Source organism: Pseudomonas sp. SJZ080 (assembly GCF_007828295.1).
Lineage (GTDB): Bacteria > Pseudomonadota > Gammaproteobacteria > Pseudomonadales > Pseudomonadaceae > Aquipseudomonas > Aquipseudomonas migulae_A.
In genome coordinates, this window is sequence record NZ_VIUK01000021.1 from 79,733 (window position 1) to 101,132 (window position 21,400).

Consider the following 21,400-nt stretch of genomic DNA (forward strand, 5'->3'; position numbering starts at 1 on the left):
TTTGTCACCTATTGAGTCGAATGGTTTTGTGCGCAGGATTGCGCGTTCATGTCGCTCAACGGCGATCGCTCATGGCTCGCGGCCTTCACGTGATTCAATGTTCCGCAGCGGGAACATTTGATCTGGAGCTCGGTGTACTCACCCACTCGGGCGAGAAGTCTTTTGCACTGCCCACATCTGCAATCTTTCAACATCGCGATGCCTCCTGGCTTCTGTCGAATCCTTGTTGTCGTCGAGGTCGACAGACCTCGGTCGAGGTAGGCATTCCAAAAAGCCCGGCGCTAACCGGGCTTTTCAGTAATGCGATCCTTCGCGTTGACCTTTCGGCGCTACTGGCGCGGTACGGGTCCATTCAGATTGTTTTTCCGACCGCGGTCCCTGCCCGCCGGATAACTGCTTCTGGTGCTTTACGCTGCACACCCGGGTCAGTTGCCAACCCTCTGAACCGTTGAGGCCGGTTCATCGCTGCCTTTGTGGTGGAACTAAAGAGCTTCGTTTCGAGCTGCTTTGTTGAGCGGCTTGAGACAAAGAATATGCATGGATGCATATACAGTCAATGCATAAATGTACTTATTTATGCACTGAAAATGCACTGGCGCATGAAAGCCCCACAGACAAAGGCGTTGGCGGTTTTCAGCAGGCGAAAAAAAACCCGCGCAGAGGCGGGTTTTATCTGACAGCGGTGAGGTTAACGGGCGTACATGCCCCACCAGAAGACGTGACCGAGGATGACGATTTGTTCTTCCTGGATTTCCTGGAAGGTGTAGTCCTCGTCCGGATGCTCATCGCGATTGAAGCTGCGCAGGCGAATCCCCGTCGGCAAACGATAAAGCTGTTTAACCCGCAGTTGACCATTGTGGTTGATCGCATACAGGTCGCCGTCGACGATATCGCCGATCCCGCATTTGCCGGCATTGACGCCCACCGTGGCGCCGTCGCGCAGTACCGGCAACATGCTGTTGCCACGCACTGTCACGCATTTGGCCTGGTCGAACTGCACACCGTTGTGGCGCAAGCTGCGTTTGCCGAAGCGCAGGCTAGAGCGCTCGCTTTCTTCGATGACGAATCTTCCTGATCCAGCAGCCAATTCAACCTCGCGAAGAAAGGGGACCGACACCTCGTCGTCATCGACGGGCGTATCGTCATCCCACAGGCTTATGTCCTTGAGTTCGGAATGCAATTCATCGCGACCGGAATTGACGGCGGGCGCGACATCCGCACGGCCTCGCAACTGGTCAGTGCTCACGGCAAAGTACTCGGCGATCTTCGAGATGTGTTTGTCCGAAGGATCGACGATCTTCCCGCTGAGGATTCGCGAGAGAGTGGATTGAGGCACGCCGGTGCGACGGTGAAGCTCCGTGGGGGAGATCCCGTGCTGATCGAGCAGCGCTCTTAATACGGTAGAAACATTGCGTTTTTGCATAACGCGCATAGTGCTTGATCTTTTTTCCGATGACAAATGCTGTTTTGCATAATTCGTGCATAAGCTGCAGAAATGTATCCCGCGGCTTTCATGCCTGCGTCGGGTGGACCGCCCATGTTAACCTTGCGCCCATCGCGGAAAAGCCGGGCCGATGTCCCTCCTTTGCCCTACACCTTTCAACGAATTTGCCTGATATCCGATGAATAAAGCACTCACCGATCTGTCCTCTCACACGCCAATGATGCAGCAGTACTGGCGCCTGAAGAACCAGCACCCCGACCAGCTGATGTTCTATCGCATGGGTGACTTCTACGAGATCTTCTATGAAGACGCGAAGAAGGCCGCCAAGTTGCTGGACATCACCCTGACCGCCCGTGGGCAATCGGCCGGTCAGGCAATTCCGATGTGCGGGATTCCTTACCACGCCGCGGAAGGTTACCTGGCGAAACTGGTCAAGCTCGGCGAGTCCGTGGTGATCTGTGAGCAGGTCGGCGATCCGGCGACCAGCAAGGGGCCGGTGGATCGTCAGGTGGTGCGGATCATCACGCCGGGCACGGTCAGCGATGAAGCGCTGCTGGATGAGCGTCGGGATAACCTGATCGCGGCGGTGCTGGGTGACGAGCGTCTGTTCGGGCTGGCGGTGCTGGACATCACCAGCGGCAACTTCACCGTGCTGGAGATCAAGGGCTGGGAAAACCTGCTGGCGGAACTGGAGCGGGTCAATCCGGTGGAGCTGATGATCCCGGATGACTGGCCGAAAGATTTGCCGGCGGAGAAACGCCGCGGGGTTCGTCGTCGTGCGCCGTGGGATTTCGAGCGCGACTCGGCGCTGAAAAGTCTCTGCCAGCAATTCTCGACCCAGGACCTGAAAGGTTTCGGATGCGAGAACCTGACCCTCGCCATCGGCGCCGCCGGTTGCCTGCTCAGCTACGCCAAGGAAACCCAACGCACCGCCCTGCCCCATTTGCGCAGCCTGCGCCATGAGCGTCTGGACGACACCGTGGTGCTGGATGGCGCGAGCCGTCGCAACCTGGAACTGGACACCAACCTGGCCGGCGGTCGCGACAACACGCTGCAATCGGTGGTCGATCGTTGCCAGACCGCGATGGGCAGTCGTCTGCTGACCCGCTGGCTGAACCGGCCGTTGCGCGACCTGAAGGTTTTGCTCGCGCGTCAGACCTCGATCACGTGCCTGCTCGACGGCTACCGCTTCGAAAAGCTGCAACCGCAGCTCAAGGAAATCGGTGACATCGAGCGGATTCTCGCGCGAATCGGTTTGCGTAATGCCCGTCCTCGCGACCTCGCTCGTCTGCGCGATGCGCTTGGTGCTCTGCCTGAGCTGCAAGTGGCGATGACCGAGCTCGAAGCGCCGCACATCATTCAACTGGCCAAGACCACCAGCACCTACCCGGAACTGGCGGCACTGCTGGAAAAAGCCATCATCGACAACCCGCCTGCGGTGATCCGCGATGGCGGCGTGTTGAAAACCGGTTACGACAGCGAACTCGACGAGTTGCAATCGCTGAGCGAAAACGCCGGGCAGTTCCTGATCGATCTGGAAGCACGCGAAAAGGCCCGCACCGGTCTGTCGCACCTGAAAGTCGGGTACAACCGCATTCACGGTTACTTTATCGAGCTGCCGAGCAAGCAGGCCGAATCAGCGCCGGCCGACTACATCCGCCGCCAGACCCTGAAAGGCGCCGAGCGTTTTATCACGCCGGAACTCAAAGCATTCGAAGACAAGGCACTGTCGGCCAAGAGCCGCGCCCTGGCTCGCGAAAAGATGCTTTACGAAGCGCTGCTCGAAGACCTGATCGCCCAGTTGCCACCGCTGCAGGACACCGCCGCGGCACTGGCCGAACTGGATGTGCTGAGCAACCTTGCCGAACGCGCGCTGAACCTCGACCTGAACTGCCCGCGCTTCGTCGATGAGCCGTGCATGCGTATCAGCCAGGGTCGTCACCCGGTGGTCGAGCAAGTGCTGACCACGCCGTTCGTGGCCAATGACCTGAGCCTCGACGACAGTACTCGCATGCTGGTGATCACCGGTCCGAACATGGGCGGTAAATCCACCTACATGCGTCAGACCGCATTGATCGTGTTGCTGGCGCACATCGGCAGTTTCGTACCGGCGGCCAGTTGCGAATTGTCGCTGGTGGACCGGATCTTCACCCGGATCGGTTCCAGCGATGACCTGGCCGGTGGGCGCTCGACCTTCATGGTCGAAATGAGCGAAACCGCCAACATTTTGCACAACGCCACCGAGCGTAGCCTGGTGCTGATGGACGAAGTCGGTCGCGGCACCAGCACCTTCGACGGCTTGTCCCTGGCGTGGGCCGCGGCCGAACGCCTGGCGCACCTGCGAGCCTACACGCTGTTCGCCACCCACTACTTCGAGTTGACGGTGTTGCCGGAAGCGCAACCGCTGGTGGCCAACGTGCACCTCAACGCCACCGAGCACAACGAACGCATCGTGTTCCTGCACCACGTGCTGCCCGGGCCTGCCAGCCAGAGCTACGGCCTGGCCGTGGCGCAACTGGCCGGCGTACCGAGCGAAGTGATCGTGCGTGCTCGCGAGCACCTGGGTCGACTGGAAGCCACCGCGCTGCCCCATGAAGTGCCCAAGGTAGCCAAAGGCAAACCGGCCGCGCCACAGCAGAGCGACATGTTCGCCAGCCTGCCGCATCCGGTGCTCGATGAACTGGCCAAACTGGATCTGGATGACTTGACGCCGCGTCGCGCGCTAGAAATGCTCTATACACTAAAGACACGGATCTAACGCACTTGCCTGCAAGCTGTTAGAATCTCGCGCGGTTTGGGATGCTGCAGGCTAATAGCCTGGTCTGCAGACTATCGCTCCCAAACCTGGCGACCCCAACGTGAAGGGGCTCCGCTGCCGCCGCCTGAGGAGAAAATTAGAAATGACCTTCGTCGTCACCGACAACTGCATCAAGTGCAAGTACACCGACTGCGTAGAAGTCTGTCCGGTGGACTGCTTTTACGAAGGCCCGAACTTCCTGGTGATTCACCCGGATGAGTGCATCGACTGCGCACTGTGTGAACCAGAATGCCCTGCCGTGGCCATCTTCTCTGAAGATGAGGTCCCGGAAGAGATGCAGGAATTCATTCAGCTGAACGTTGAGTTGGCCGAAATCTGGCCAAACATCACCGAGAAGAAAGAATCGCTGCCCGATGCCGAAGAGTGGGATGGCGTCAAAGGCAAGATCAAAGACCTCGAACGCTGATTTGCCCCGCGTTCCCGAAAAGGCCCCTTGCGGGCCTTTTTGCTTTTCTACAGGCGGAAAAGGTTCTTCATAGCCCCCTGGAAACACGGATAACGCAAAACCCGTAGGAGCCGGCTTGCTGGCGATGGACTCAAATACGCCGCGTTGATTCAGACATCACGTGTTATCGTTAACGATCTTCGCCAGCAAGCCGGCTCCTACAAGAGACCGTACCCACGCTGAAAATGAAGCGGCATCCCAACCAAAAAAAAGGCAAAAAAAAGGGGCGGTTTGACCCGCCCACATTTTTTCCCTATTCCCTGTGTTCCTTTTCATCGTCCTGATGAATCGCGTCCTGCAATGTCCTTTCCCCTCATCCTTGAAGGGCGTGTCTGTCCGTCGACACAACCTGAATACTAGAGAGTTCCCGGGCAAGCGCAATCGCCTTCCCAGGCAAAAACCGGCTGTCATATGCGCTTAACTTTTATAAATATCTATAAATATCAGTAAGATAAAGCAAGATCAGACAAACAATAGTCGTCTGCCAAGGTGTAAAAATAACGAACACTTACGAAAGAGTAAGCAAAGACTTACAACGCGAAACTACAAACCTGAGGTCCCCCCCTGTAGGAGCCGGCTTGCTGGCGATGAACGATCACGCGGATTATCTGGTTAACCGCGGGGTCTGGATCGCCAGCAAGCCGGCTCCTACAGGGACAACAAAAAGCCCCGAACCAGTCGGGGCTTTTTACTTGCGGCTCAAGCGATTTTCTTATTGAAACAGCGACTCGCTGGACAGACCATTTTTCTCCAGAATCTCCCGCAGCCGCTTCAGGCCTTCAACCTGGATCTGTCTGACGCGCTCACGGGTCAGGCCGATTTCCAGACCTACATCTTCCAGCGTGCTGCTCTCATGACCGCGCAGACCGAAGCGGCGTATCACCACCTCGCGCTGCTTGTCGGTCAGTTCCGAGAGCCATTGATCGATGCTCTGAGACAGGTCGTCATCCTGCAGCAGTTCGCACGGATCGGTTGGACGGTCGTCGGTAAGGGTATCCAGCAGGGTTTTATCCGAATCCGGACCCAGCGAGACGTCGACCGAAGAAACCCGCTCGTTCAAGCCGAGCATGCGCTTGACCTCCCCCACCGGTTTTTCCAGCAGGTTGGCGATTTCTTCGGGTGAGGGTTCGTGATCGAGTTTTTGCGTCAGCTCCCGTGCAGCCCTCAGGTACACGTTGAGTTCTTTGACCACATGGATCGGCAACCGGATGGTCCGGGTCTGATTCATGATCGCACGCTCGATGGTTTGACGAATCCACCAGGTTGCGTAGGTCGAAAAACGGAAGCCACGTTCGGGGTCGAACTTCTCTACCGCCCGAATCAGCCCGAGGTTGCCCTCTTCGATCAGGTCCAGCAGCGACAAGCCACGATTGACATAGCGTCGGGCGATTTTCACCACCAGCCGCAGGTTGCTTTCAATCATGCGTTTGCGCCCGGCCGGATCGCCACTTTGCGACAAGCGTGCAAAGTGAACTTCTTCTTCGGGGGACAGCAGAGGGGAAAAGCCAATTTCATTGAGGTACAGCTGCGTCGCATCGAGTGCACGCGTGTAGTCAATGTACTTGTGTTGCTTTAACGAAGCGGAGTGTTTGGATTTGGCACGAACGGAAGGTGGAGCAGCCCCTTCATCATTCGACATCGAATCCGTATCGATACCGGCCTCCATCAGGAGAACCTCATCGTCGATGTCAAACTCCGGCACTTCTTTACTGAGAGCCATTGTTATAGTCCTTTGGTGAGTTCGACCTCAAGCTCAAGCGGCGCCTCTATCCTTGGCAACGCTGGAGCCTGTTCCCTCTACGTGACGGAACAGGCTGGTAACAAATCAACGACGTGGCAGGAACTGCAGCGGATCTACAGGTTTACCTTGTCGGCGAATCTCAAAATGCAGTTTCACCCGGTCTGTACCCGTTGACCCCATTTCGGCAATTGTCTGTCCGACCTTGACCTGCTGCCCCTCCCGAACCAACAGCCTGCGGTTGTGACCGTAGGCACTGACGTAGGTATCGCTGTGTTTGATGATGACTAATTCGCCGTAGCCCCTTAAGCCACTCCCGGCGTATACCACCGTCCCATCAGACGCAGCTAAAACAGGCTGTCCCAAATCTCCGGCGATATCAATTCCTTTATTCAAACTACCGTTTGAAGAGAATTTTCCAATAAGAATGCCATTAGAAGGCCACCCCCAGCCGGTCGGGGCCGGGCCTGCAGGAGGCATCGGAGCAGGCGCTGGCTTGTTGGCGACGGACGGTGCTACCACCGTTGTCGTCGTAGTTGCGCCATTTGGCTGGCGCCGGATTACCGTGGTTTTACTCGACGATGAAGGCGCCGAATTGGCCGGGCTGACCACCGCCGTCGGCGTTGAACCGGTGCGACCGTCAAAGCGAATCGTCTGACCCGGATGTATCGTGTAGGGCGCAGGAATGTTGTTGCGCGCCGCGAGGGCTTTGTAGTCCCAGCCGTAGCGAAAAGCGATCGAGAACATCGTGTCTTTAGGTCGAACCATGTACTGACCCGTGGTCACTGCCGGACGCTGGGCGACGGCGTTGTTGCGATCGACGACGCGCACGTCGCTCGATTTGGTGCTGGAACAACCGACCAGCAAGGTACTCAAGACAAGGCCAGTCACCAGGCGCTGAAAGCTCGTTATACCCATTCGCTGCGCAATGACTGTGAGACTCACCCGCCGCTCCCTTTGTGGTGGCTGAAATATTGAATTGCCGTGTTCCCGGCATGAAGTGTCGCAAGTATAACGGGCGGTGCAGGCTTTACCTTTAATGAAGCGAAGCACACGTTTGCTACCTGACGATGAATCCCGTTTAACTGATCGACGCCGCTGTAAGACAGGGGCAATCGAAGAGAATTCACCGGGACGAAACAAATGCTCAGGCCAGTGGCCCGTTGAGCAATGGAACGAAACGCACCGCCCCCAGAACACGCCTGGAAAACCCGTGCTCTTCACGGATGATCAGCATCAACTGTTGAACCTCACCCGACCCGACCGGTATCACCAGTCGCCCTCCAGGGGCCAACTGGTCGAGCAATGCCTGGGGCACATCGGTCGCCACCGCCGTCACGATGATGCCGTTGTACGGTGCCAGCGCCGGCCAGCCTTCCCAGCCATCGCCCCAGCGGAAGACCACGTTGCGTAGGTTGAGGTCGACCAGACGTTCCTTGGCCCGGTCCTGCAAAACCTTGATGCGCTCGACGGAAAAAACCCGCTCGACCAATTGCGACAGGATCGCGGTCTGATAACCCGAACCCGTGCCGATTTCCATCACCTTGTCCAGCGGCCCCGCCTCCAGCAGCAGCTCGCTCATGCGGGCCACCATGTAAGGCTGGGAGATCGTCTGGTTGTTGCCGATCGGCAGCGCCGTGTCTTCATAGGCACGGTGCGCCAGCGCCTCGTCGACGAACAGGTGTCGCGGCGTACGGCGAATCACTTCCAGCACCTTGGCGTTGGAAATGCCCTCCTCATACAATCGCTGGATCAGACGCTCGCGGGTGCGTTGCGAGGTCATCCCGATACCGCGATGCATCGGGTCTTGTTCACGAGCCATTAGCGCAATCCCTCCAGCCAGCCATCAAGGCTTCGGAAGGCATCATTGAAGGTGCGATCCAGTTGCAGTGGCGTGATGGACACATAGCCTTGCATCACCGCATGGAAATCGGTGCCCGGACCGCCGTCTTCGGCATCGCCCGCCGCAGCGATCCAGTAACCGGCCTTGCCACGCGGGTCGACCACTTTCATCGGTGCCGCTGCGCGAGCGCGATGACCGAGGCGAGTGAGCTGGATTCCGCGGATGTGGTCCAGCGGCAAATTGGGAATGTTCACGTTCAATACCGTGCGCGGTGGCAGGTCAAGGTCGGCGTGGGCCTCCACCAGTTTGCGCGCATAGTAAGCGGCTGTGGGAAGGTTCTCGACTTGCCGTGAGACAAACGAAAAGGCAAACGAAGGACGCGCCAGGAAACGTCCTTCGAGGGCCGCTGCCACGGTGCCGGAATACAACACATCGTCGCCCAGGTTCGCGCCCAGGTTAATACCGGAAACCACCATGTCCGGTTCGAGCTCCAGCAAGCCGTTGAGACCCAGGTGCACGCAATCGGTCGGTGTGCCATTAAGGCTGATAAAGCCGTTGGTCAGGGTTTGCGGGTGCAACGGACGGTCGAGCGTCAGCGAACTGCTGGCGCCGCTTTTGTCCTGGTCCGGGGCGATAACCACGCATTCGGTGTAATCCGCCAGCGCAGCATAAAGCGCGGCGAGACCGGGTGCGGTTACCCCATCGTCGTTAGAAATCAGAATACGCATGGGCTGTCCGTCTGCCCCACCGGCACCAGATCGACGAGTTCACGCACCAATACGGTGGCGAAGCATCCGGCCGGCAGGACGAATTCCAGTTGCAGAATGTCAGGCTCGGGATAATGCCACGTCAACCCACCAATGGGCAGTCGCAGGATGCGACGTTCGTGGCTCATACCGGCGTTAATCAACCAATCACGCAGATCCGCTTCGCGCGCGGCGATTGCCTGCTCCAGTTCATGGACAGCGCCCGTCGCCGGCGAGTCACCTTCTCCCCACTGCGGGCCGGTCGGGTGCAGGTCGAGAATCGCCAGTCGCGGGTCGCTGCACTCGGCCTCACCGGCCGGAAAGAAGCTTCGGCTGTCGGTGAACGCCAGCAGATCACCGACCTGCGCCTGCTGCCAGGTACCATCAGCCACACGCGCCGCCAATACCTGGTTGAACAGAAAACTGCGCGCGGTGGAGAGCAACCGCGAACGAACGTTGCGTTGCTCCGGCAAAGCCTTGCGCGCCGCCCAGGCTCGGGCGTCGACCACATTGCCGCCGTCGAACCCGAACCGCTGGGCGCCGAAATAATTGGGGATACCTTGTTTGGCGATCAGTTGCAGGCGCGCTTCGATGGCCGCTTTGTCGCCCGCGAACTGTGTCAGGCGCAAGGTGAAACCGTTGGCCGAATGGGCACCGCGTTGCAGCTTGCGTTTATGTCGACCGGTCTTGAGGATTTTCAGCGTATCGTTTTCCGCCGCCGACAAATCAGGGTCGGCCTTGCCCGGCAGTTGCACGCTGAACCACTGGCGGGTAAGCGCCTGACGATCCTTGAGGCCGGCGTAGCTGACGGTGCGCAATGGCACACCCGCTGCCTTGGCAATTCGCCGTGCCGCTTCTTCGGTATTCAGTCCGCGCTTTTCCACCCAGATCCACAGATGTTCGCCATCGCCACTGAGCGGGATGTTGAGCACTTCATCGACCTGGAAATCTTCCGCCGTGGCTTTCAACACTGCGGTGCCGAGGGCTTCACCGTAGGCACGCGGGCCGAGCAATTGCAGTTCGTTCATGCGCGCAGCAACAAGGCAACGGAATGCACGGCGATACCTTCTTCGCGACCGACAAAGCCGAGTTTTTCGGTGGTGGTAGCTTTCACGTTCACTTGATCCAACTCAACTTGAAGATCCGCGGCAATCAGCGCGCGCATCGATTCGATATGCGGGGCCATTTTCGGCGCCTGGGCGACGATGGTGTTATCGACGTTGCCGACTTTCCAGCCCTTGGCGTGGACCAGTGCGACGACGTGACGCAACAGCACACGGCTGTCGGCGCCCTTGAATTTCGGGTCGGTGTCCGGGAAGTGCTTGCCGATATCACCCAGCGCAGCAGCGCCGAGCAAGGCATCGCTCAAGGCGTGCAGCAGGACGTCACCGTCGGAGTGAGCGAGCAGCCCGAAGCCGTGTGCAATGCGCACGCCGCCCAGAGTAATGAAATCGCCTTCAGCGAAACGGTGCACATCATAGCCGTGGCCAATACGCATAAAAAAACGCCCCGATTTTTGTCAGGGCGTGATTCTACCTGCATTAGACGCCTAGGGCGCGTGCGTGATGCTGCAAGTGTTCATCAATGAAGCTGGCGATGAAGAAATAGCTGTGGTCGTAGCCCGGCTGCAGGCGCAACGTCAGCGGATGTCCGGCCAGTTTGGTCGCTTGTTGCAAGGCTTCAGGCTTGAGCTGCGTGGCGAGAAAATCATCACGATCACCTTGGTCAACCAACAGCGGCAGCTTCTCGTCGGCCTCGGCAATCAACGCGCAGGCATCCCATTCGCGCCATTTCGAACGGTCCTCTCCCAGGTAACGGGAAAAGGCTTTCTGACCCCAAGGGCAGTCCATCGGGTTGTTGATTGGCGAGAACGCCGACACCGACTGATAGCGCCCCGGATTGCGCAATGCGCAGACCAGCGCGCCGTGACCGCCCATGGAATGACCACTGATGCCGCGCTTGTCCGATGCAGGGAAATGAGCCTCGACCAATGTCGGTAATTCCTGCACGACATAGTCATGCATCCGATAGTGGCGGGACCAAGGTTCCTGCGTGGCATTCAGATAAAACCCGGCGCCGAGACCGAAGTCCCAGGCGCCATCCGGGTCACCCGGCACATCCGGACCGCGAGGACTGGTATCCGGTGCGACGATGATCAGCCCGAGCTCCGCGGCCATGCGCAGGGCGCCGGCCTTGTGCATGAAGTTCTCGTCGGTGCAGGTCAGCCCGGACAACCAGTACAGCACCGGCAGTTTGCCGCCCTGCTCCGCTTGCGGAGGCAAGTACACGGCAAACACCATGTCGCAACCGAGCACCTCGGAGCGGTGCCGGTAGCGTTTGTGCCAGCCGCCGAAGCTTTTCTGGCAGGAGATATTTTCCAGGCTCATGGCGGACCTCAGAAATGGATGACGGAACGGATGCTTTTTCCTTCATGCATCAGGTCGAAAGCCTTGTTGATATCTTCTAGGCCCATGGTGTGAGTGATGAACGTGTCCAACGGGATTTCGCCGGTTTCGGCCATTTCGACATAGCTTGGCAATTCGGTGCGACCACGCACACCGCCGAACGCCGAACCGCGCCAGACGCGCCCCGTCACCAACTGGAATGGGCGGGTGGAGATTTCCTGACCAGCGCCAGCCACGCCGATGATCACCGACTCGCCCCACCCCTTGTGGCAGCATTCAAGTGCGGCACGCATCAATTGCACGTTGCCGATGCACTCGAAGGAAAAGTCGACGCCGCCATCGGTCATGTCAACGATAACTTCCTGAATCGGGCGGTCGAAATCTTTCGGGTTTACGCAGTCGGTTGCACCGAGCTGCCTGGCGATCTCGAACTTGGCCGGGTTGATGTCGATGGCAATGATCCGCCCAGCCTTGGCTTTGACCGCACCGATGATCGCTGACAGACCAATACCGCCAAGACCGAAAATCGCCACGGTATCACCCGGTTTCACCTTGGCAGTATTCAGCACGGCACCGATGCCGGTGGTGACACCACAGCCCAGCAGGCAAACTTTTTCCAGTGGCGCTTCTTTCTGGATTTTGGCGACGGAGATTTCCGGCAACACGGTGTACTCGGAAAACGTCGAGGTGCCCATGTAGTGGAAAATTGGCTGGCCCTTGTAGGAAAAACGCGTAGTGCCATCCGGCATCAGGCCTTTGCCTTGAGTGGCGCGAATCGCCTGACACAGGTTGGTCTTGCCCGACAGGCAGAATTTGCACTGGCGGCATTCCGGGGTGTACAGCGGGATGACGTGATCGCCGACCGCCACTGAGGTCACGCCCTCACCGATGGCTTCAACCACCGCGCCACCTTCGTGACCGAGGATCGACGGAAAGATGCCTTCCGGATCAGCGCCCGACAGCGTGTACGCATCGGTATGGCAGACACCTGAGGCAACTACACGCAACAAAACTTCACCGGCCTTGGGCATGGCGACATCGACTTCAACGATCTCGAGGGGTTTCTTGGCCTCGAAGGCAACGGCAGCGCGCGACTTGATCATGTGGATTCTCCAGTGCATAAAAACGAGACAGGAAGTGTAATACGGCGCCCGACGATGAATAATCAAGACGAAAGCAAAACATTATTGCCACACAGGGATAATCTCGATGCTCGAGAACCGCTGGGAAGGTATCGACGAATTCGTCGCCGTTGCCGAATGCAGCCAATTTACGGCGGCTGCGGAGCGTCTGGGGGTTTCTTCCTCCCACATCAGTCGCCAAATAGTACGCCTCGAAGAGCGCCTTCACACGCGACTACTTTATCGCAGCACCCGTCGCGTGACGCTGACCGAAGCCGGCCAGACTTTTTTGCAGCATTGCCAGCGTTTGCAGGACGGTCGTGAAGAAGCGCTCAGAGCAGTCGGCGATCTGACCAGCGAGCCCAAAGGCATGTTGCGCATGACCTGCGCAGTGGCGTACGGCGAGCGCTTCATCGTGCCGCTGGTAACGAGATTCATGGGGCTTTATCCACAACTTCGAATCGATATCGAACTGAGCAACCGGCAATTGGACCTGGTGCATGAAGGCCTGGATCTGGCGATTCGCCTCGGTCGTCTTCAGGATTCGCGATTGGTGGCAACGCGACTGGCGCCGCGGCGCATGTACCTGTGTGCATCTCCTTCCTACCTGGAACGGTATGGTCGCCCACACAGCTTGTCGGAACTGAGCCGCCACAACTGCCTTATCGGCAGTTCGGACCTCTGGCAACTGGAACAGAACGGGCGAGAGTTTTCCCAGCGAGTACAGGGAAACTGGCGCTGCAACAGCGGGCAAGCGGTGCTGGATGCGGCGTTACAGGGTGTCGGCTTGTGTCAGTTGCCGGACTATTACGTGCTGGAGCATTTGAAAGCCGGCTCTTTGATTTCATTGCTCGAGGCGCATCAGCCACCGAACACGGCGGTGTGGGCGCTTTATCCACAGCAACGACACTTGTCGCCCAAGGTGCGCAAGTTGGTGGACTATCTGAAGGAAGGTTTGGCCGAGCGGCCGGAGTATCGGACTTAAGGTCAAAAGATCGCAGGCTGCGATAGCTCCTACATTAGAAATGCGGTCTCTTGCAGGAGCTGCCGCAGGCTGCGATCTTTTAGCGGCGGTTAGCCCAACGCTGGCGCAACCATTCGAGGTCTTCGGGGCGAGTGACTTTCAGATTGTCCGCGCGCCCCTCGATCAGCCGTGGCGCCAGCCCTGCCCATTCCATGGCCGAAGCCTCATCGGTGATGACCGCATCAGCCACCAGGCTGTCGGCCAGGGCCCGATGCAACGCACCCAGTCGAAACATCTGTGGCGTATACGCTTGCCAGATCACACTGCGATCCACGGTTTCAACAACACGACCGAGCTTATCGACCCGCTTGAGGGTATCGCGCGCCGGAACCGCCAGCAGACCACCGACCGGATCGTCAGCCAGTTCAATCAGCAACTTGTCCAGATCATCACGGCTAAGGTTGGGCCGAGCGGCATCGTGCACCAGCACCCAATCCTCATCGCCAGCCCCCAACGCATGCAAATGCAGCAAGGCATTGAGCACCGACCCGGAACGCTCGGCACCGCCGTCAACGCGTTGAATACGCGAATTGCCAGCGCACGCCAGATTTGGCCAGTAAGGGTCGTCCACAGCAAGACTGACCACCAACCCCTTCAGGGAAGGATGATCAAGGAAACAGCCGAGGCTGTGTTCAAGAATAGTGCGCCCGCCCAGTTGCAAATATTGCTTGGGACGGTCCGCGGCCATACGGGCACCAACACCCGCGGCAGGAATCACGGCCCAGAAGGCCGGTAACGAGGAATTCATTGAGCCAACTGGTAAAGGGTTTCACCGTCCTTGACCATGCCCAACTCATGGCGAGCGCGCTCTTCAACGGTCTCCATGCCTTTTTTCAATTCACTGACTTCGGCGTCCATCACCCGATTACGTTCCAGTAACCCTTGGTTCTCAGCCTGTTGATCCGCGATCTGCTGAGTCAGCTCGGCCACTTGCGCCAGACTGCCATTACCCACCCACAGGCGGTACTGCAGGCCAGCCAGCAACAAGAGCAAGACGAGGAACAACCAATTGGGACTGCGCATCGAATATCAGGTATCCAGTGAAAAAAGACAGCCATGCCAAAACTTTGAAGCGACTGATAGCACGAAGCCTGGAATATCCAGGCTTGTGCTAGTAAGGCATCAGATTAGTGGCAAATCCGCCGCTGTCGCGACTTTTCCGACACAATCCGCTGACTTTTTACCATCTACAGCTTAACCGCGAAACTCGCTGCGGCCGTTGTACTTGGCTTTGCCATTCAACTGCTCTTCGATACGCAGCAGTTGGTTGTACTTGGAAACACGATCGGAACGGCACAGGGAGCCGGTCTTGATCTGGCCAGCCGAAGTGCCCACGGCCAGGTCGGCAATGGTCGAATCTTCGGTTTCGCCGGAACGGTGCGAGATCACGGCGGTGTAACCGGCAGCCTTGGCCATCTGGATGGCTTCCAGGGTTTCGGTCAGGGTGCCGATCTGGTTGAACTTGATCAGGATCGAGTTGGCGATCTTTTTATCGATGCCTTCTTTCAGGATCTTGGTGTTGGTCACGAACAGGTCGTCGCCTACCAGCTGGGTTTTCTCGCCGATCTTGTCGGTGAGGATTTTCCAGCCAGCCCAGTCGGACTCGTCCAGGCCATCTTCGATGGAGATGATCGGGTAACGCTCGGTCAGACCCTTGAGGTAGTCGGCGAAACCTTCAGCAGTGAACACCTGGCCTTCGCCGGACAGGTTGTACTTGCCGTCTTCGTAGAATTCGCTGGCCGCGCAGTCCAGTGCCAGGGTCACGTCGGTGCCCAGCTTGTAACCGGCGTTGGCCACGGCTTCGGAGATCACTTTCAAAGCGTCTTCGTTCGACGCCAGGTTCGGCGCAAAACCACCTTCGTCACCGACAGCAGTGCTCAGGCCACGGGCCTTCAGAACGGCTTTGAGGTGATGGAAAATCTCGGTACCCATGCGCAGACCTTCCGAGAAAGACTTGGCGCCAACCGGCTGAACCATGAATTCCTGGATGTCGACGTTGTTATCGGCGTGCTCGCCACCGTTGATGATGTTCATCATCGGAACCGGCATCGAGTAGACACCCGGGGTGCCGTTCAGGTTGGCGATGTGTGCGTACAGCGGCAGGTCCTGGTCCTGAGCTGCTGCCTTGGCCGCGGCCAGGGAAACGGCGAGGATCGCGTTGGCGCCCAGGGAACCTTTGTTTTCAGTGCCGTCGAGCTTGATCATTGCGTGATCGAGGGCTTTCTGGTCGCTTGGGTCTGTACCTTTCAACAGGTCGCGGATCGGACCGTTGATGTTGGCGACGGCTTTCAGAACGCCCTTGCCCAGGTAACGGCTCTTGTCGCCATCACGCAGCTCGAGCGCTTCACGCGAGCCAGTGGAAGCACCGGACGGCGCGCAAGCGCTGCCGATGATGCCGTTATCGAGAAGCACGTCCGCTTCCACGGTGGGGTTGCCACGGGAGTCGAGAACTTCACGACCTTTGATGTCGACGATTTTTGCCATTGTTGTAAACACTCCAAAGTTGACGAAAACGCTTTGTGCTCGATTTATAACTTGTGGGTCGCACTGCTTTTGTAGGAGCCGGCTTGCTGGCGATGGCGTCTGTAAAGGCCCCATCGCCAGCAAGCTGGCTCCTACAACAACCGAATTCCGATGTTACGCGGTTTCTACCGTCGGAAAACTCTTCACCAGTTCGTCCAATGCTTTGAGCTGGGCCAGGAATGGCTCCAGTTTGTCCAGACGCAAGGCGCAAGGGCCATCGCATTTGGCGTTGTCCGGGTCCGGGTGCGCTTCGAGGAACAGACCGGCCAGCGACTGGCTCATGCCTGCCTTGGCCAGGTCGAGGACCTGGGCGCGACGACCGCCGGCGGAATCCGAGCGACCACCAGGCATTTGCAGCGCGTGGGTCACGTCGAAGAACACCGGGTATTCGAACTGCTTCATGATGCCGAAGCCGAGCATGTCGACGACCAGGTTGTTGTAGCCGAAGCTCGAACCGCGCTCGCAGAGGATCAACTGATCGTTACCCGCTTCCACGCATTTGTTCAGGATGTGTTTCATTTCCTGAGGCGCGAGGAACTGGGCTTTCTTGATATTGATCACCGCACCGGTCTTGGCCATCGCGACCACGAGGTCGGTCTGACGCGACAGGAAGGCCGGCAGCTGGATGATGTCGCAGACTTCAGCGACGACCGCCGCCTGTTCAGGCTCGTGGACGTCGGTGATGATCGGCACGCCAAAGGCTTGCTTGATGTCCTGGAAAATCCGCATGCCCTCTTCCAGGCCGGGACCACGGTACGAGGTCACGGAGGAACGGTTGGCCTTGTCGAAGCTGGCCTTGAACACGTAAGGGATACCGAGTTTCTCGGTAACCTTCACGTACTCTTCGCAGACCTGCATCGCCATGTCGCGGCTTTCCAGCACGTTCATGCCACCGAACAGCACCATTGGCTTGTCGTTGGCAATCTCGATATCGCCTACGCGGATGATCTTCTGGGCCATCGGATTTACGCCTTCTTCTGGTGTTGAACCAAAGCTGCTTTGACGAAACCGCTGAACAACGGGTGACCGTCGCGTGGTGTCGAGGTGAACTCAGGGTGGAACTGGCAAGCGACGAACCATGGATGATCCGGCGCTTCGACCACTTCAACCAGCGCGCCGTCACCGGAGCGACCGGAGATTTTCAGGCCGGCTTCCATGATTTGCGGCAACAGGTTGTTGTTCACTTCGTAGCGATGACGGTGACGCTCGACGATAACGTCCTTGCCGTAGCAACCGTGAACCAGGGATCCAGGTTCCAGCAGGCAATCCTGCGCGCCGAGGCGCATGGTGCCGCCCAGGTCGGACGTTTCGGTACGGGTTTCGACCGCGCCGGTGGCGTCTTCCCACTCGGTGATCAGACCCACGACCGGGTGACCGCTTGCACGATCGAACTCGGTGGAGTTGGCGTCTTTCCAGCCCATGACGTTACGAGCGAACTCGATCACGGCGACTTGCATGCCCAGGCAGATGCCAAGGTACGGAACCTTGTTTTCGCGAGCGTACTGAACGGCGGTGATCTTGCCTTCCACGCCACGCAGACCGAAGCCGCCTGGAACCAGGATCGCATCGACGCCTTCCAGCAGCGCGGTGCCCTGGTTTTCGATGTCTTCGGAATCGATGTAGCGCAGGTTGACCTTGGTGCGGTTGCTGATGCCGGCGTGACTCATCGCTTCGATCAGCGACTTGTAGGCGTCCAGCAGTTCCATGTACTTGCCGACCATGGCGATGGTGACTTCGTGCTCAGGGTTGAGCTTGGCGTCGACCACGGCTTCCCACTCGGACAGATCCGCGCCGCCACATTGCAAGCCGAAACGCTCGACCACAAAATCATCCAGGCCCTGGGAGTGCAGGATGCCCGGGATCTTGTAGATGGTGTCGGCGTCTTCCAAGGCAATCACCGCACGCTCTTCAACGTTGGTGAACTGCGCGATTTTGCGACGCGAGGAGATGTCGATCGGGTGATCGGAGCGGCAAACCAGCACATCAGGTTGCAGGCCGATGGAACGCAGTTCCTTGACCGAGTGCTGGGTTGGCTTGGTTTTGGTTTCGCCGGCAGTGGCGATGTACGGCACCAGCGTCAGGTGCATGAGCATCGCGCGCTTGGCGCCGACTTCGAAACGCAATTGACGGATCGCTTCGAGGAACGGCTGGGATTCGATGTCACCCACGGTGCCACCGATCTCGACCATCGCCACGTCGGCGTCGCCGGCGCCCTTGATGATCCGGCGCTTGATTTCGTCGGTGATGTGCGGGATCACCTGGATGGTGGCGCCCAGGTAATCACCACGGCGCTCTTTGCGCAGGACGTGCTCGTAGACACGGCCGGTGGTGAAGTTGTTGTTCTGGGTCATGGTCGTGCGGATGAACCGCTCGTAGTGACCCAGGTCCAGGTCGGTCTCGGCGCCGTCGTGGGTGACGAACACTTCACCGTGCTGGAACGGGCTCATGGTGCCCGGGTCGACGTTGATGTACGGATCCAGCTTCAGCATGGTGACCTTAAGTCCCCGCGCCTCCAGGATGGCCGCCAATGAAGCCGATGCAATGCCTTTCCCCAATGAAGAAACAACACCGCCCGTGACGAATATGTAGCGCGTCATGAAAAACCCTAGAAGTCTGCGTTAAAGCGGTCCGAGCCGCCGGGGAAAGCGAAGGAAGGCCGAAGCCCCCGATCACCTGCATTAATCACAGTGCACCTTTCAAAAAAACCGCCGCGTTGGGACAGACCGGGAGATGAAACACCGGTACGTTGCTCGCTACACATTTTTTGGAATCGCCCAGCAAAGACTGCTTGGTAATCGGCAACTCCTGCAATTCAGGCGAATCCACAGAAGTTGTATCAAGAAGGGAGCGTAGTCTACCGGAAAGCCCCTTTCAGCTCAAACCTTGATCTTCGTTCGGTGGCTGCCAATGCAAATTCCAGCCGTCCTGCTCACACCCATTCAAGCCCCGAAGGTTGGCCACCGCCAGCAATTGCTCGCCCCGGTACAGCAGCGGCAATCTGCCACGGACGAACCCTGGAACCCCGCGCTCATTGAGCAAACGCTTCAGGTCCCGATGGCCACGATCGGGCAGGTTCATGGTCTCGCCTCCCTCTCGATAGCGGATATGCAGCGGGCCTTCGGGGGGTTGTCCGGTGAACGTGAGCACGCCATTGTCAGGCAAAACCAATGCTTGCGAGGGGTCAGCCCACCTTCCCACGTCGAGTGCAGGACGTCGCCAACGGCCGGATAACCACCAGATGCGTCCGCCCGCCCGATGCAGTTCGCCATCCGCCAACCGCCAGATCGGACGGGCATCGCCGGTGGCATCACGCAGATCCTCCCAACCCGACCAATGGTCGCTGTCCGGCAGACGCGTCAGCGCAGCGAGCCAGTGACTCATTGCATTTCGCTGGCGAGCGGCGGACAGCTTTGCAATCGGCGACAACTCGAGGGACGGCACACCTAACCAATCGAATTCACTGTCAGTAAGGGCATGCGCCAGATCAATGTGCGCCAGCTCATCAAGCAATCCACGGGCTTCACTCAGATGGGCCGCGCTGCGGGCCATGCTCGCCACGGCTTGAGGCCAACGTGCGGTCATGACCGGCAACACCTGATGCCGCAGGTAATTGCGCGAGAATTGATGATCCTGGTTCGAAGGGTCTTCTATCCACCTCAACTGATGCCCGGTCGCGTAAGCCTCAAGCTCTGCGCGCGAGACATCGAGCAGCGGTCGCAGCAGATGCCCCCGCCCCAACGCACGCTGGCTCGGCACCCCCGACAAGCCTCTTACCCCTGCCCCACGCAGCAATCGGAACAACAGGGTTTCGGCCTGATCATCGCGGTGTTGGGCGGTCAGCAGCACTTCATTGGCTTGAGTGGCCTCGATGAACGCGCCATATCGCGCATCACGGGCTGCGCGCTCAAGGCTGGCGCCGGGCTGAACCTGGACGTGAACGACCTGCAAAGGTACACCCAGCCCATCACAGACAGACTGGCAGTGCTCCGGCCATGTATCAGCCACAGCCTGTAGGCCGTGATGAATGTGTATAGCCTTGAGCTCGGGGAGGTGTTCGTTTTTTGCGAGATTGGCGAGAAGGTGCAGAAGGACCGTGGAATCGAGGCCCCCGGAGAAAGCAATGCGCCAGGTTGTGGCGTTGCGCCAAGGCTTGAGATTCAGCAAGAGCCTGACAGGCAGATCAATCATGGGCTGGCTCATATCGACCCCTTTGCACAAAACAAATGTGGGAGCGGGCTTGCTCGCGAAGGCGGCTCAACATTCAACACATCAGTTGACTGTTATACCGCTTTCGCGAGCAAGCCCGCTCCCACATTGAAGCCAAGGTCAGATCAGAGACCGTAGCTCATCAGACGCTCGTAACGGCGGGCCAGCAGCGCTTCGTTATCGAACTTCTTCAACATCGCCAGCTGCGAACTCAGCTCGGCACGGATCGATGCAGCGGCTGCAGCCGGATCACGATGAGCGCCGCCCAAAGGCTCGCCGATCACTTTGTCGACGATGCCCAGGCCTTTCAGGCGCTCGGCAGTGATGCCCATGGCTTCGGCGGCATCCGGTGCTTTTTCTGCGGTTTTCCACAGAATCGAAGCGCAACCTTCCGGCGAGATCACTGCGTAGGTCGAATACTGAAGCATGTTCAACTGATCGCACACGCCGATTGCCAGAGCGCCGCCGGAACCACCTTCACCGATCACGGTGGCGATGATTGGGGTTTTCAGGCGGGCCATGACGCGCAGGTTCCAGGCAATCGCTTCGCTCTGGTTGCGCTCTTCAGCGTCGATGCCAGGGTAGGCGCCCGGCGTATCGATGAAGGTCAGGATCGGCATTTTGAAACGTTCAGCCATCTCCATCAGGCGGCAAGCCTTGCGGTAGCCTTCCGGGCGCGGCATGCCGAAGTTGCGGCGAACTTTCTCGCGCACTTCACGGCCTTTCTGGTGGCCGATGATCATCACCGGCTGGTCATCCAGACGGGCCACGCCGCCAACGATGGCAGCGTCGTCGGAGAAGTGACGGTCACCGTGCAGTTCGTCGAACTCGGTGAAGATGTGTTCGATGTAGTCCAGGGTGTATGGACGTTTCGGGTGACGCGCCAGACGCGCGATCTGCCAGCTGGTCAGCTTGCCGAAGATGTCTTCGGTCAGCGTGCTGCTTTTGTCCTGCAGGCGGGAGATCTCATCGCCGATATTCAGCGAATTGTCATTACCGACCAAGCGCAACTCTTCGATCTTGGCTTGCAGGTCGGCGATCGGCTGTTCGAAATCTAGAAAATTCGGGTTCATAGGCGTCCGTCTAG

20 protein-coding genes are annotated in these 21,400 nt (G+C 58.6%); 3 read left to right on the forward strand and 17 right to left on the reverse strand.

Annotated features, from left to right (window positions below):
- Nucleotides 1–8 precede the first annotated feature (8 nt).
- Nucleotides 9–194, reverse strand: a complete 186-nt coding sequence (locus FBY04_RS23980) for a Com family DNA-binding transcriptional regulator (protein WP_084322298.1) — start codon at nt 192–194, stop codon at nt 9–11.
- Between the two features lie 494 nt (nt 195–688).
- On the reverse strand, nt 689–1,423 hold the full coding sequence (locus tag FBY04_RS23985) for an XRE family transcriptional regulator (protein WP_084322326.1): 735 nt from the start codon (nt 1,421–1,423) through the stop codon (nt 689–691).
- A gap of 199 nt (nt 1,424–1,622) precedes the next feature.
- Here FBY04_RS23985 and mutS point away from each other — a divergent pair, with 199 nt between their 5' ends.
- Both mutS and fdxA read left to right on the forward strand, forming a co-directional pair.
- Nucleotides 1,623–4,202: a DNA mismatch repair protein MutS gene (gene mutS, locus FBY04_RS23990; RefSeq protein ID WP_145317349.1), complete on the forward strand. Its 2,580-nt coding sequence runs from the start codon at nt 1,623–1,625 to the stop codon at nt 4,200–4,202.
- Between the two features lie 142 nt (nt 4,203–4,344).
- Nucleotides 4,345–4,668, forward strand: coding sequence for a ferredoxin FdxA (gene fdxA / locus FBY04_RS23995; protein WP_007908827.1), 324 nt, complete (start codon nt 4,345–4,347; stop codon nt 4,666–4,668).
- A 751-nt stretch (nt 4,669–5,419) separates the two neighbouring features.
- Here the strand turns inward: fdxA and rpoS are convergent.
- From rpoS to FBY04_RS24035, 8 genes are all read right to left on the reverse strand, one after another.
- Nucleotides 5,420–6,427 carry an RNA polymerase sigma factor RpoS gene (gene rpoS, locus FBY04_RS24000; protein WP_084322296.1) on the reverse strand — a complete coding sequence of 336 codons (1,008 nt, stop codon included), beginning with the start codon at nt 6,425–6,427 and terminating at the stop codon, nt 5,420–5,422.
- 105 nt (nt 6,428–6,532) lie between these two features.
- Entirely contained in the window at nt 6,533–7,390 is an 858-nt protein-coding gene (locus tag FBY04_RS24005) for a peptidoglycan DD-metalloendopeptidase family protein (RefSeq protein ID WP_145317352.1), read from the reverse strand.
- A gap of 202 nt (nt 7,391–7,592) precedes the next feature.
- Nucleotides 7,593–8,228 carry a protein-L-isoaspartate(D-aspartate) O-methyltransferase gene (locus FBY04_RS24010; RefSeq protein ID WP_174602683.1) on the reverse strand — a complete coding sequence of 212 codons (636 nt, stop codon included), beginning with the start codon at nt 8,226–8,228 and terminating at the stop codon, nt 7,593–7,595.
- 38 nt (nt 8,229–8,266) lie between these two features.
- The gene (surE, locus tag FBY04_RS24015) at nt 8,267–9,016 is read right to left on the reverse strand and encodes a 5'/3'-nucleotidase SurE (protein WP_145317355.1); all 750 of its coding nucleotides are present in this window, start codon (nt 9,014–9,016) and stop codon (nt 8,267–8,269) included.
- Nucleotides 9,004–10,062, reverse strand: coding sequence for a tRNA pseudouridine(13) synthase TruD (gene truD / locus FBY04_RS24020; protein WP_084322293.1), 1,059 nt, complete (start codon nt 10,060–10,062; stop codon nt 9,004–9,006). Before truD ends, surE begins: the two co-directional genes overlap by 13 nt.
- Entirely contained in the window at nt 10,059–10,532 is a 474-nt protein-coding gene (gene ispF, locus FBY04_RS24025; RefSeq protein ID WP_084322292.1) for a 2-C-methyl-D-erythritol 2,4-cyclodiphosphate synthase, read from the reverse strand. The genes truD and ispF overlap by 4 nt, the downstream gene beginning before the upstream one ends.
- Before the next feature lie 43 nt (nt 10,533–10,575).
- Nucleotides 10,576–11,421 (reverse strand): S-formylglutathione hydrolase, encoded by an 846-nt coding sequence (fghA, locus tag FBY04_RS24030; protein WP_084322291.1) that lies wholly within the window; start codon nt 11,419–11,421, stop codon nt 10,576–10,578.
- Nucleotides 11,422–11,429: 8 nt separating this feature from the next.
- Nucleotides 11,430–12,542, reverse strand: coding sequence for an S-(hydroxymethyl)glutathione dehydrogenase/class III alcohol dehydrogenase (locus FBY04_RS24035; protein ID WP_145317358.1), 1,113 nt, complete (start codon nt 12,540–12,542; stop codon nt 11,430–11,432).
- A 106-nt stretch (nt 12,543–12,648) separates the two neighbouring features.
- Between FBY04_RS24035 and FBY04_RS24040 the strand changes: the two genes are divergently transcribed.
- Nucleotides 12,649–13,545 carry a LysR substrate-binding domain-containing protein gene (locus FBY04_RS24040; protein ID WP_084322289.1) on the forward strand — a complete coding sequence of 299 codons (897 nt, stop codon included), beginning with the start codon at nt 12,649–12,651 and terminating at the stop codon, nt 13,543–13,545.
- A 79-nt stretch (nt 13,546–13,624) separates the two neighbouring features.
- Here FBY04_RS24040 and ispD read toward each other — a convergent pair whose 3' ends face one another.
- The 7 genes from ispD to FBY04_RS24075 all read right to left on the reverse strand — a co-directional run bounded on the left by ispD (nt 13,625) and on the right by FBY04_RS24075 (nt 21,386).
- Nucleotides 13,625–14,332 carry a 2-C-methyl-D-erythritol 4-phosphate cytidylyltransferase gene (gene ispD, locus FBY04_RS24045; protein ID WP_145317361.1) on the reverse strand — a complete coding sequence of 236 codons (708 nt, stop codon included), beginning with the start codon at nt 14,330–14,332 and terminating at the stop codon, nt 13,625–13,627.
- Nucleotides 14,329–14,607 (reverse strand): cell division protein FtsB, encoded by a 279-nt coding sequence (ftsB, locus tag FBY04_RS24050; RefSeq protein WP_084322287.1) that lies wholly within the window; start codon nt 14,605–14,607, stop codon nt 14,329–14,331. The genes ispD and ftsB overlap by 4 nt, the downstream gene beginning before the upstream one ends.
- A gap of 171 nt (nt 14,608–14,778) precedes the next feature.
- Nucleotides 14,779–16,068 (reverse strand): phosphopyruvate hydratase, encoded by a 1,290-nt coding sequence (eno, locus tag FBY04_RS24055; protein ID WP_008039408.1) that lies wholly within the window; start codon nt 16,066–16,068, stop codon nt 14,779–14,781.
- A 153-nt stretch (nt 16,069–16,221) separates the two neighbouring features.
- Entirely contained in the window at nt 16,222–17,067 is an 846-nt protein-coding gene (kdsA, locus tag FBY04_RS24060; protein ID WP_084322286.1) for a 3-deoxy-8-phosphooctulonate synthase, read from the reverse strand.
- 5 nt (nt 17,068–17,072) lie between these two features.
- The gene (locus FBY04_RS24065) at nt 17,073–18,704 is read right to left on the reverse strand and encodes a CTP synthase (RefSeq protein ID WP_084322285.1); all 1,632 of its coding nucleotides are present in this window, start codon (nt 18,702–18,704) and stop codon (nt 17,073–17,075) included.
- A 274-nt stretch (nt 18,705–18,978) separates the two neighbouring features.
- Nucleotides 18,979–20,307 carry a tRNA lysidine(34) synthetase TilS gene (gene tilS / locus FBY04_RS24070; protein ID WP_084322284.1) on the reverse strand — a complete coding sequence of 443 codons (1,329 nt, stop codon included), beginning with the start codon at nt 20,305–20,307 and terminating at the stop codon, nt 18,979–18,981.
- 131 nt (nt 20,308–20,438) lie between these two features.
- Complete coding sequence (locus FBY04_RS24075; protein WP_084322283.1) at nt 20,439–21,386, reverse strand: acetyl-CoA carboxylase carboxyltransferase subunit alpha; 948 nt, start codon at nt 21,384–21,386, stop codon at nt 20,439–20,441.
- Nucleotides 21,387–21,400 lie beyond the last annotated feature (14 nt).

What these genes read in the sequence shown, in the direction of transcription:
- FBY04_RS23980 (WP_084322298.1), bottom strand. Translation starts at nt 194, where the DNA reads ATGTTGAAAGATTGCAGATGTGGGCAGTGCAAAAGACTTCTCGCCCGA.
- FBY04_RS23985 (WP_084322326.1), bottom strand. Translation starts at nt 1,423, where the DNA reads ATGCAAAAACGCAATGTTTCTACCGTATTAAGAGCGCTGCTCGATCAG.
- mutS (WP_145317349.1), top strand. Translation starts at nt 1,623, where the DNA reads ATGAATAAAGCACTCACCGATCTGTCCTCTCACACGCCAATGATGCAG.
- fdxA (WP_007908827.1), top strand. Translation starts at nt 4,345, where the DNA reads ATGACCTTCGTCGTCACCGACAACTGCATCAAGTGCAAGTACACCGAC.
- rpoS (WP_084322296.1), bottom strand. Translation starts at nt 6,427, where the DNA reads ATGGCTCTCAGTAAAGAAGTGCCGGAGTTTGACATCGACGATGAGGTT.
- FBY04_RS24010 (WP_174602683.1), bottom strand. Translation starts at nt 8,228, where the DNA reads ATGACCTCGCAACGCACCCGCGAGCGTCTGATCCAGCGATTGTATGAG.
- surE (WP_145317355.1), bottom strand. Translation starts at nt 9,016, where the DNA reads ATGCGTATTCTGATTTCTAACGACGATGGGGTAACCGCACCCGGTCTC.
- truD (WP_084322293.1), bottom strand. Translation starts at nt 10,062, where the DNA reads ATGAACGAACTGCAATTGCTCGGCCCGCGTGCCTACGGTGAAGCCCTC.
- ispF (WP_084322292.1), bottom strand. Translation starts at nt 10,532, where the DNA reads ATGCGTATTGGCCACGGCTATGATGTGCACCGTTTCGCTGAAGGCGAT.
- fghA (WP_084322291.1), bottom strand. Translation starts at nt 11,421, where the DNA reads ATGAGCCTGGAAAATATCTCCTGCCAGAAAAGCTTCGGCGGCTGGCAC.
- FBY04_RS24035 (WP_145317358.1), bottom strand. Translation starts at nt 12,542, where the DNA reads ATGATCAAGTCGCGCGCTGCCGTTGCCTTCGAGGCCAAGAAACCCCTC.
- FBY04_RS24040 (WP_084322289.1), top strand. Translation starts at nt 12,649, where the DNA reads ATGCTCGAGAACCGCTGGGAAGGTATCGACGAATTCGTCGCCGTTGCC.
- ispD (WP_145317361.1), bottom strand. Translation starts at nt 14,332, where the DNA reads ATGAATTCCTCGTTACCGGCCTTCTGGGCCGTGATTCCTGCCGCGGGT.
- ftsB (WP_084322287.1), bottom strand. Translation starts at nt 14,607, where the DNA reads ATGCGCAGTCCCAATTGGTTGTTCCTCGTCTTGCTCTTGTTGCTGGCT.
- eno (WP_008039408.1), bottom strand. Translation starts at nt 16,068, where the DNA reads ATGGCAAAAATCGTCGACATCAAAGGTCGTGAAGTTCTCGACTCCCGT.
- kdsA (WP_084322286.1), bottom strand. Translation starts at nt 17,067, where the DNA reads ATGGCCCAGAAGATCATCCGCGTAGGCGATATCGAGATTGCCAACGAC.
- FBY04_RS24065 (WP_084322285.1), bottom strand. Translation starts at nt 18,704, where the DNA reads ATGACGCGCTACATATTCGTCACGGGCGGTGTTGTTTCTTCATTGGGG.
- tilS (WP_084322284.1), bottom strand. Translation starts at nt 20,307, where the DNA reads ATGAGCCAGCCCATGATTGATCTGCCTGTCAGGCTCTTGCTGAATCTC.
- FBY04_RS24075 (WP_084322283.1), bottom strand. Translation starts at nt 21,386, where the DNA reads ATGAACCCGAATTTTCTAGATTTCGAACAGCCGATCGCCGACCTGCAA.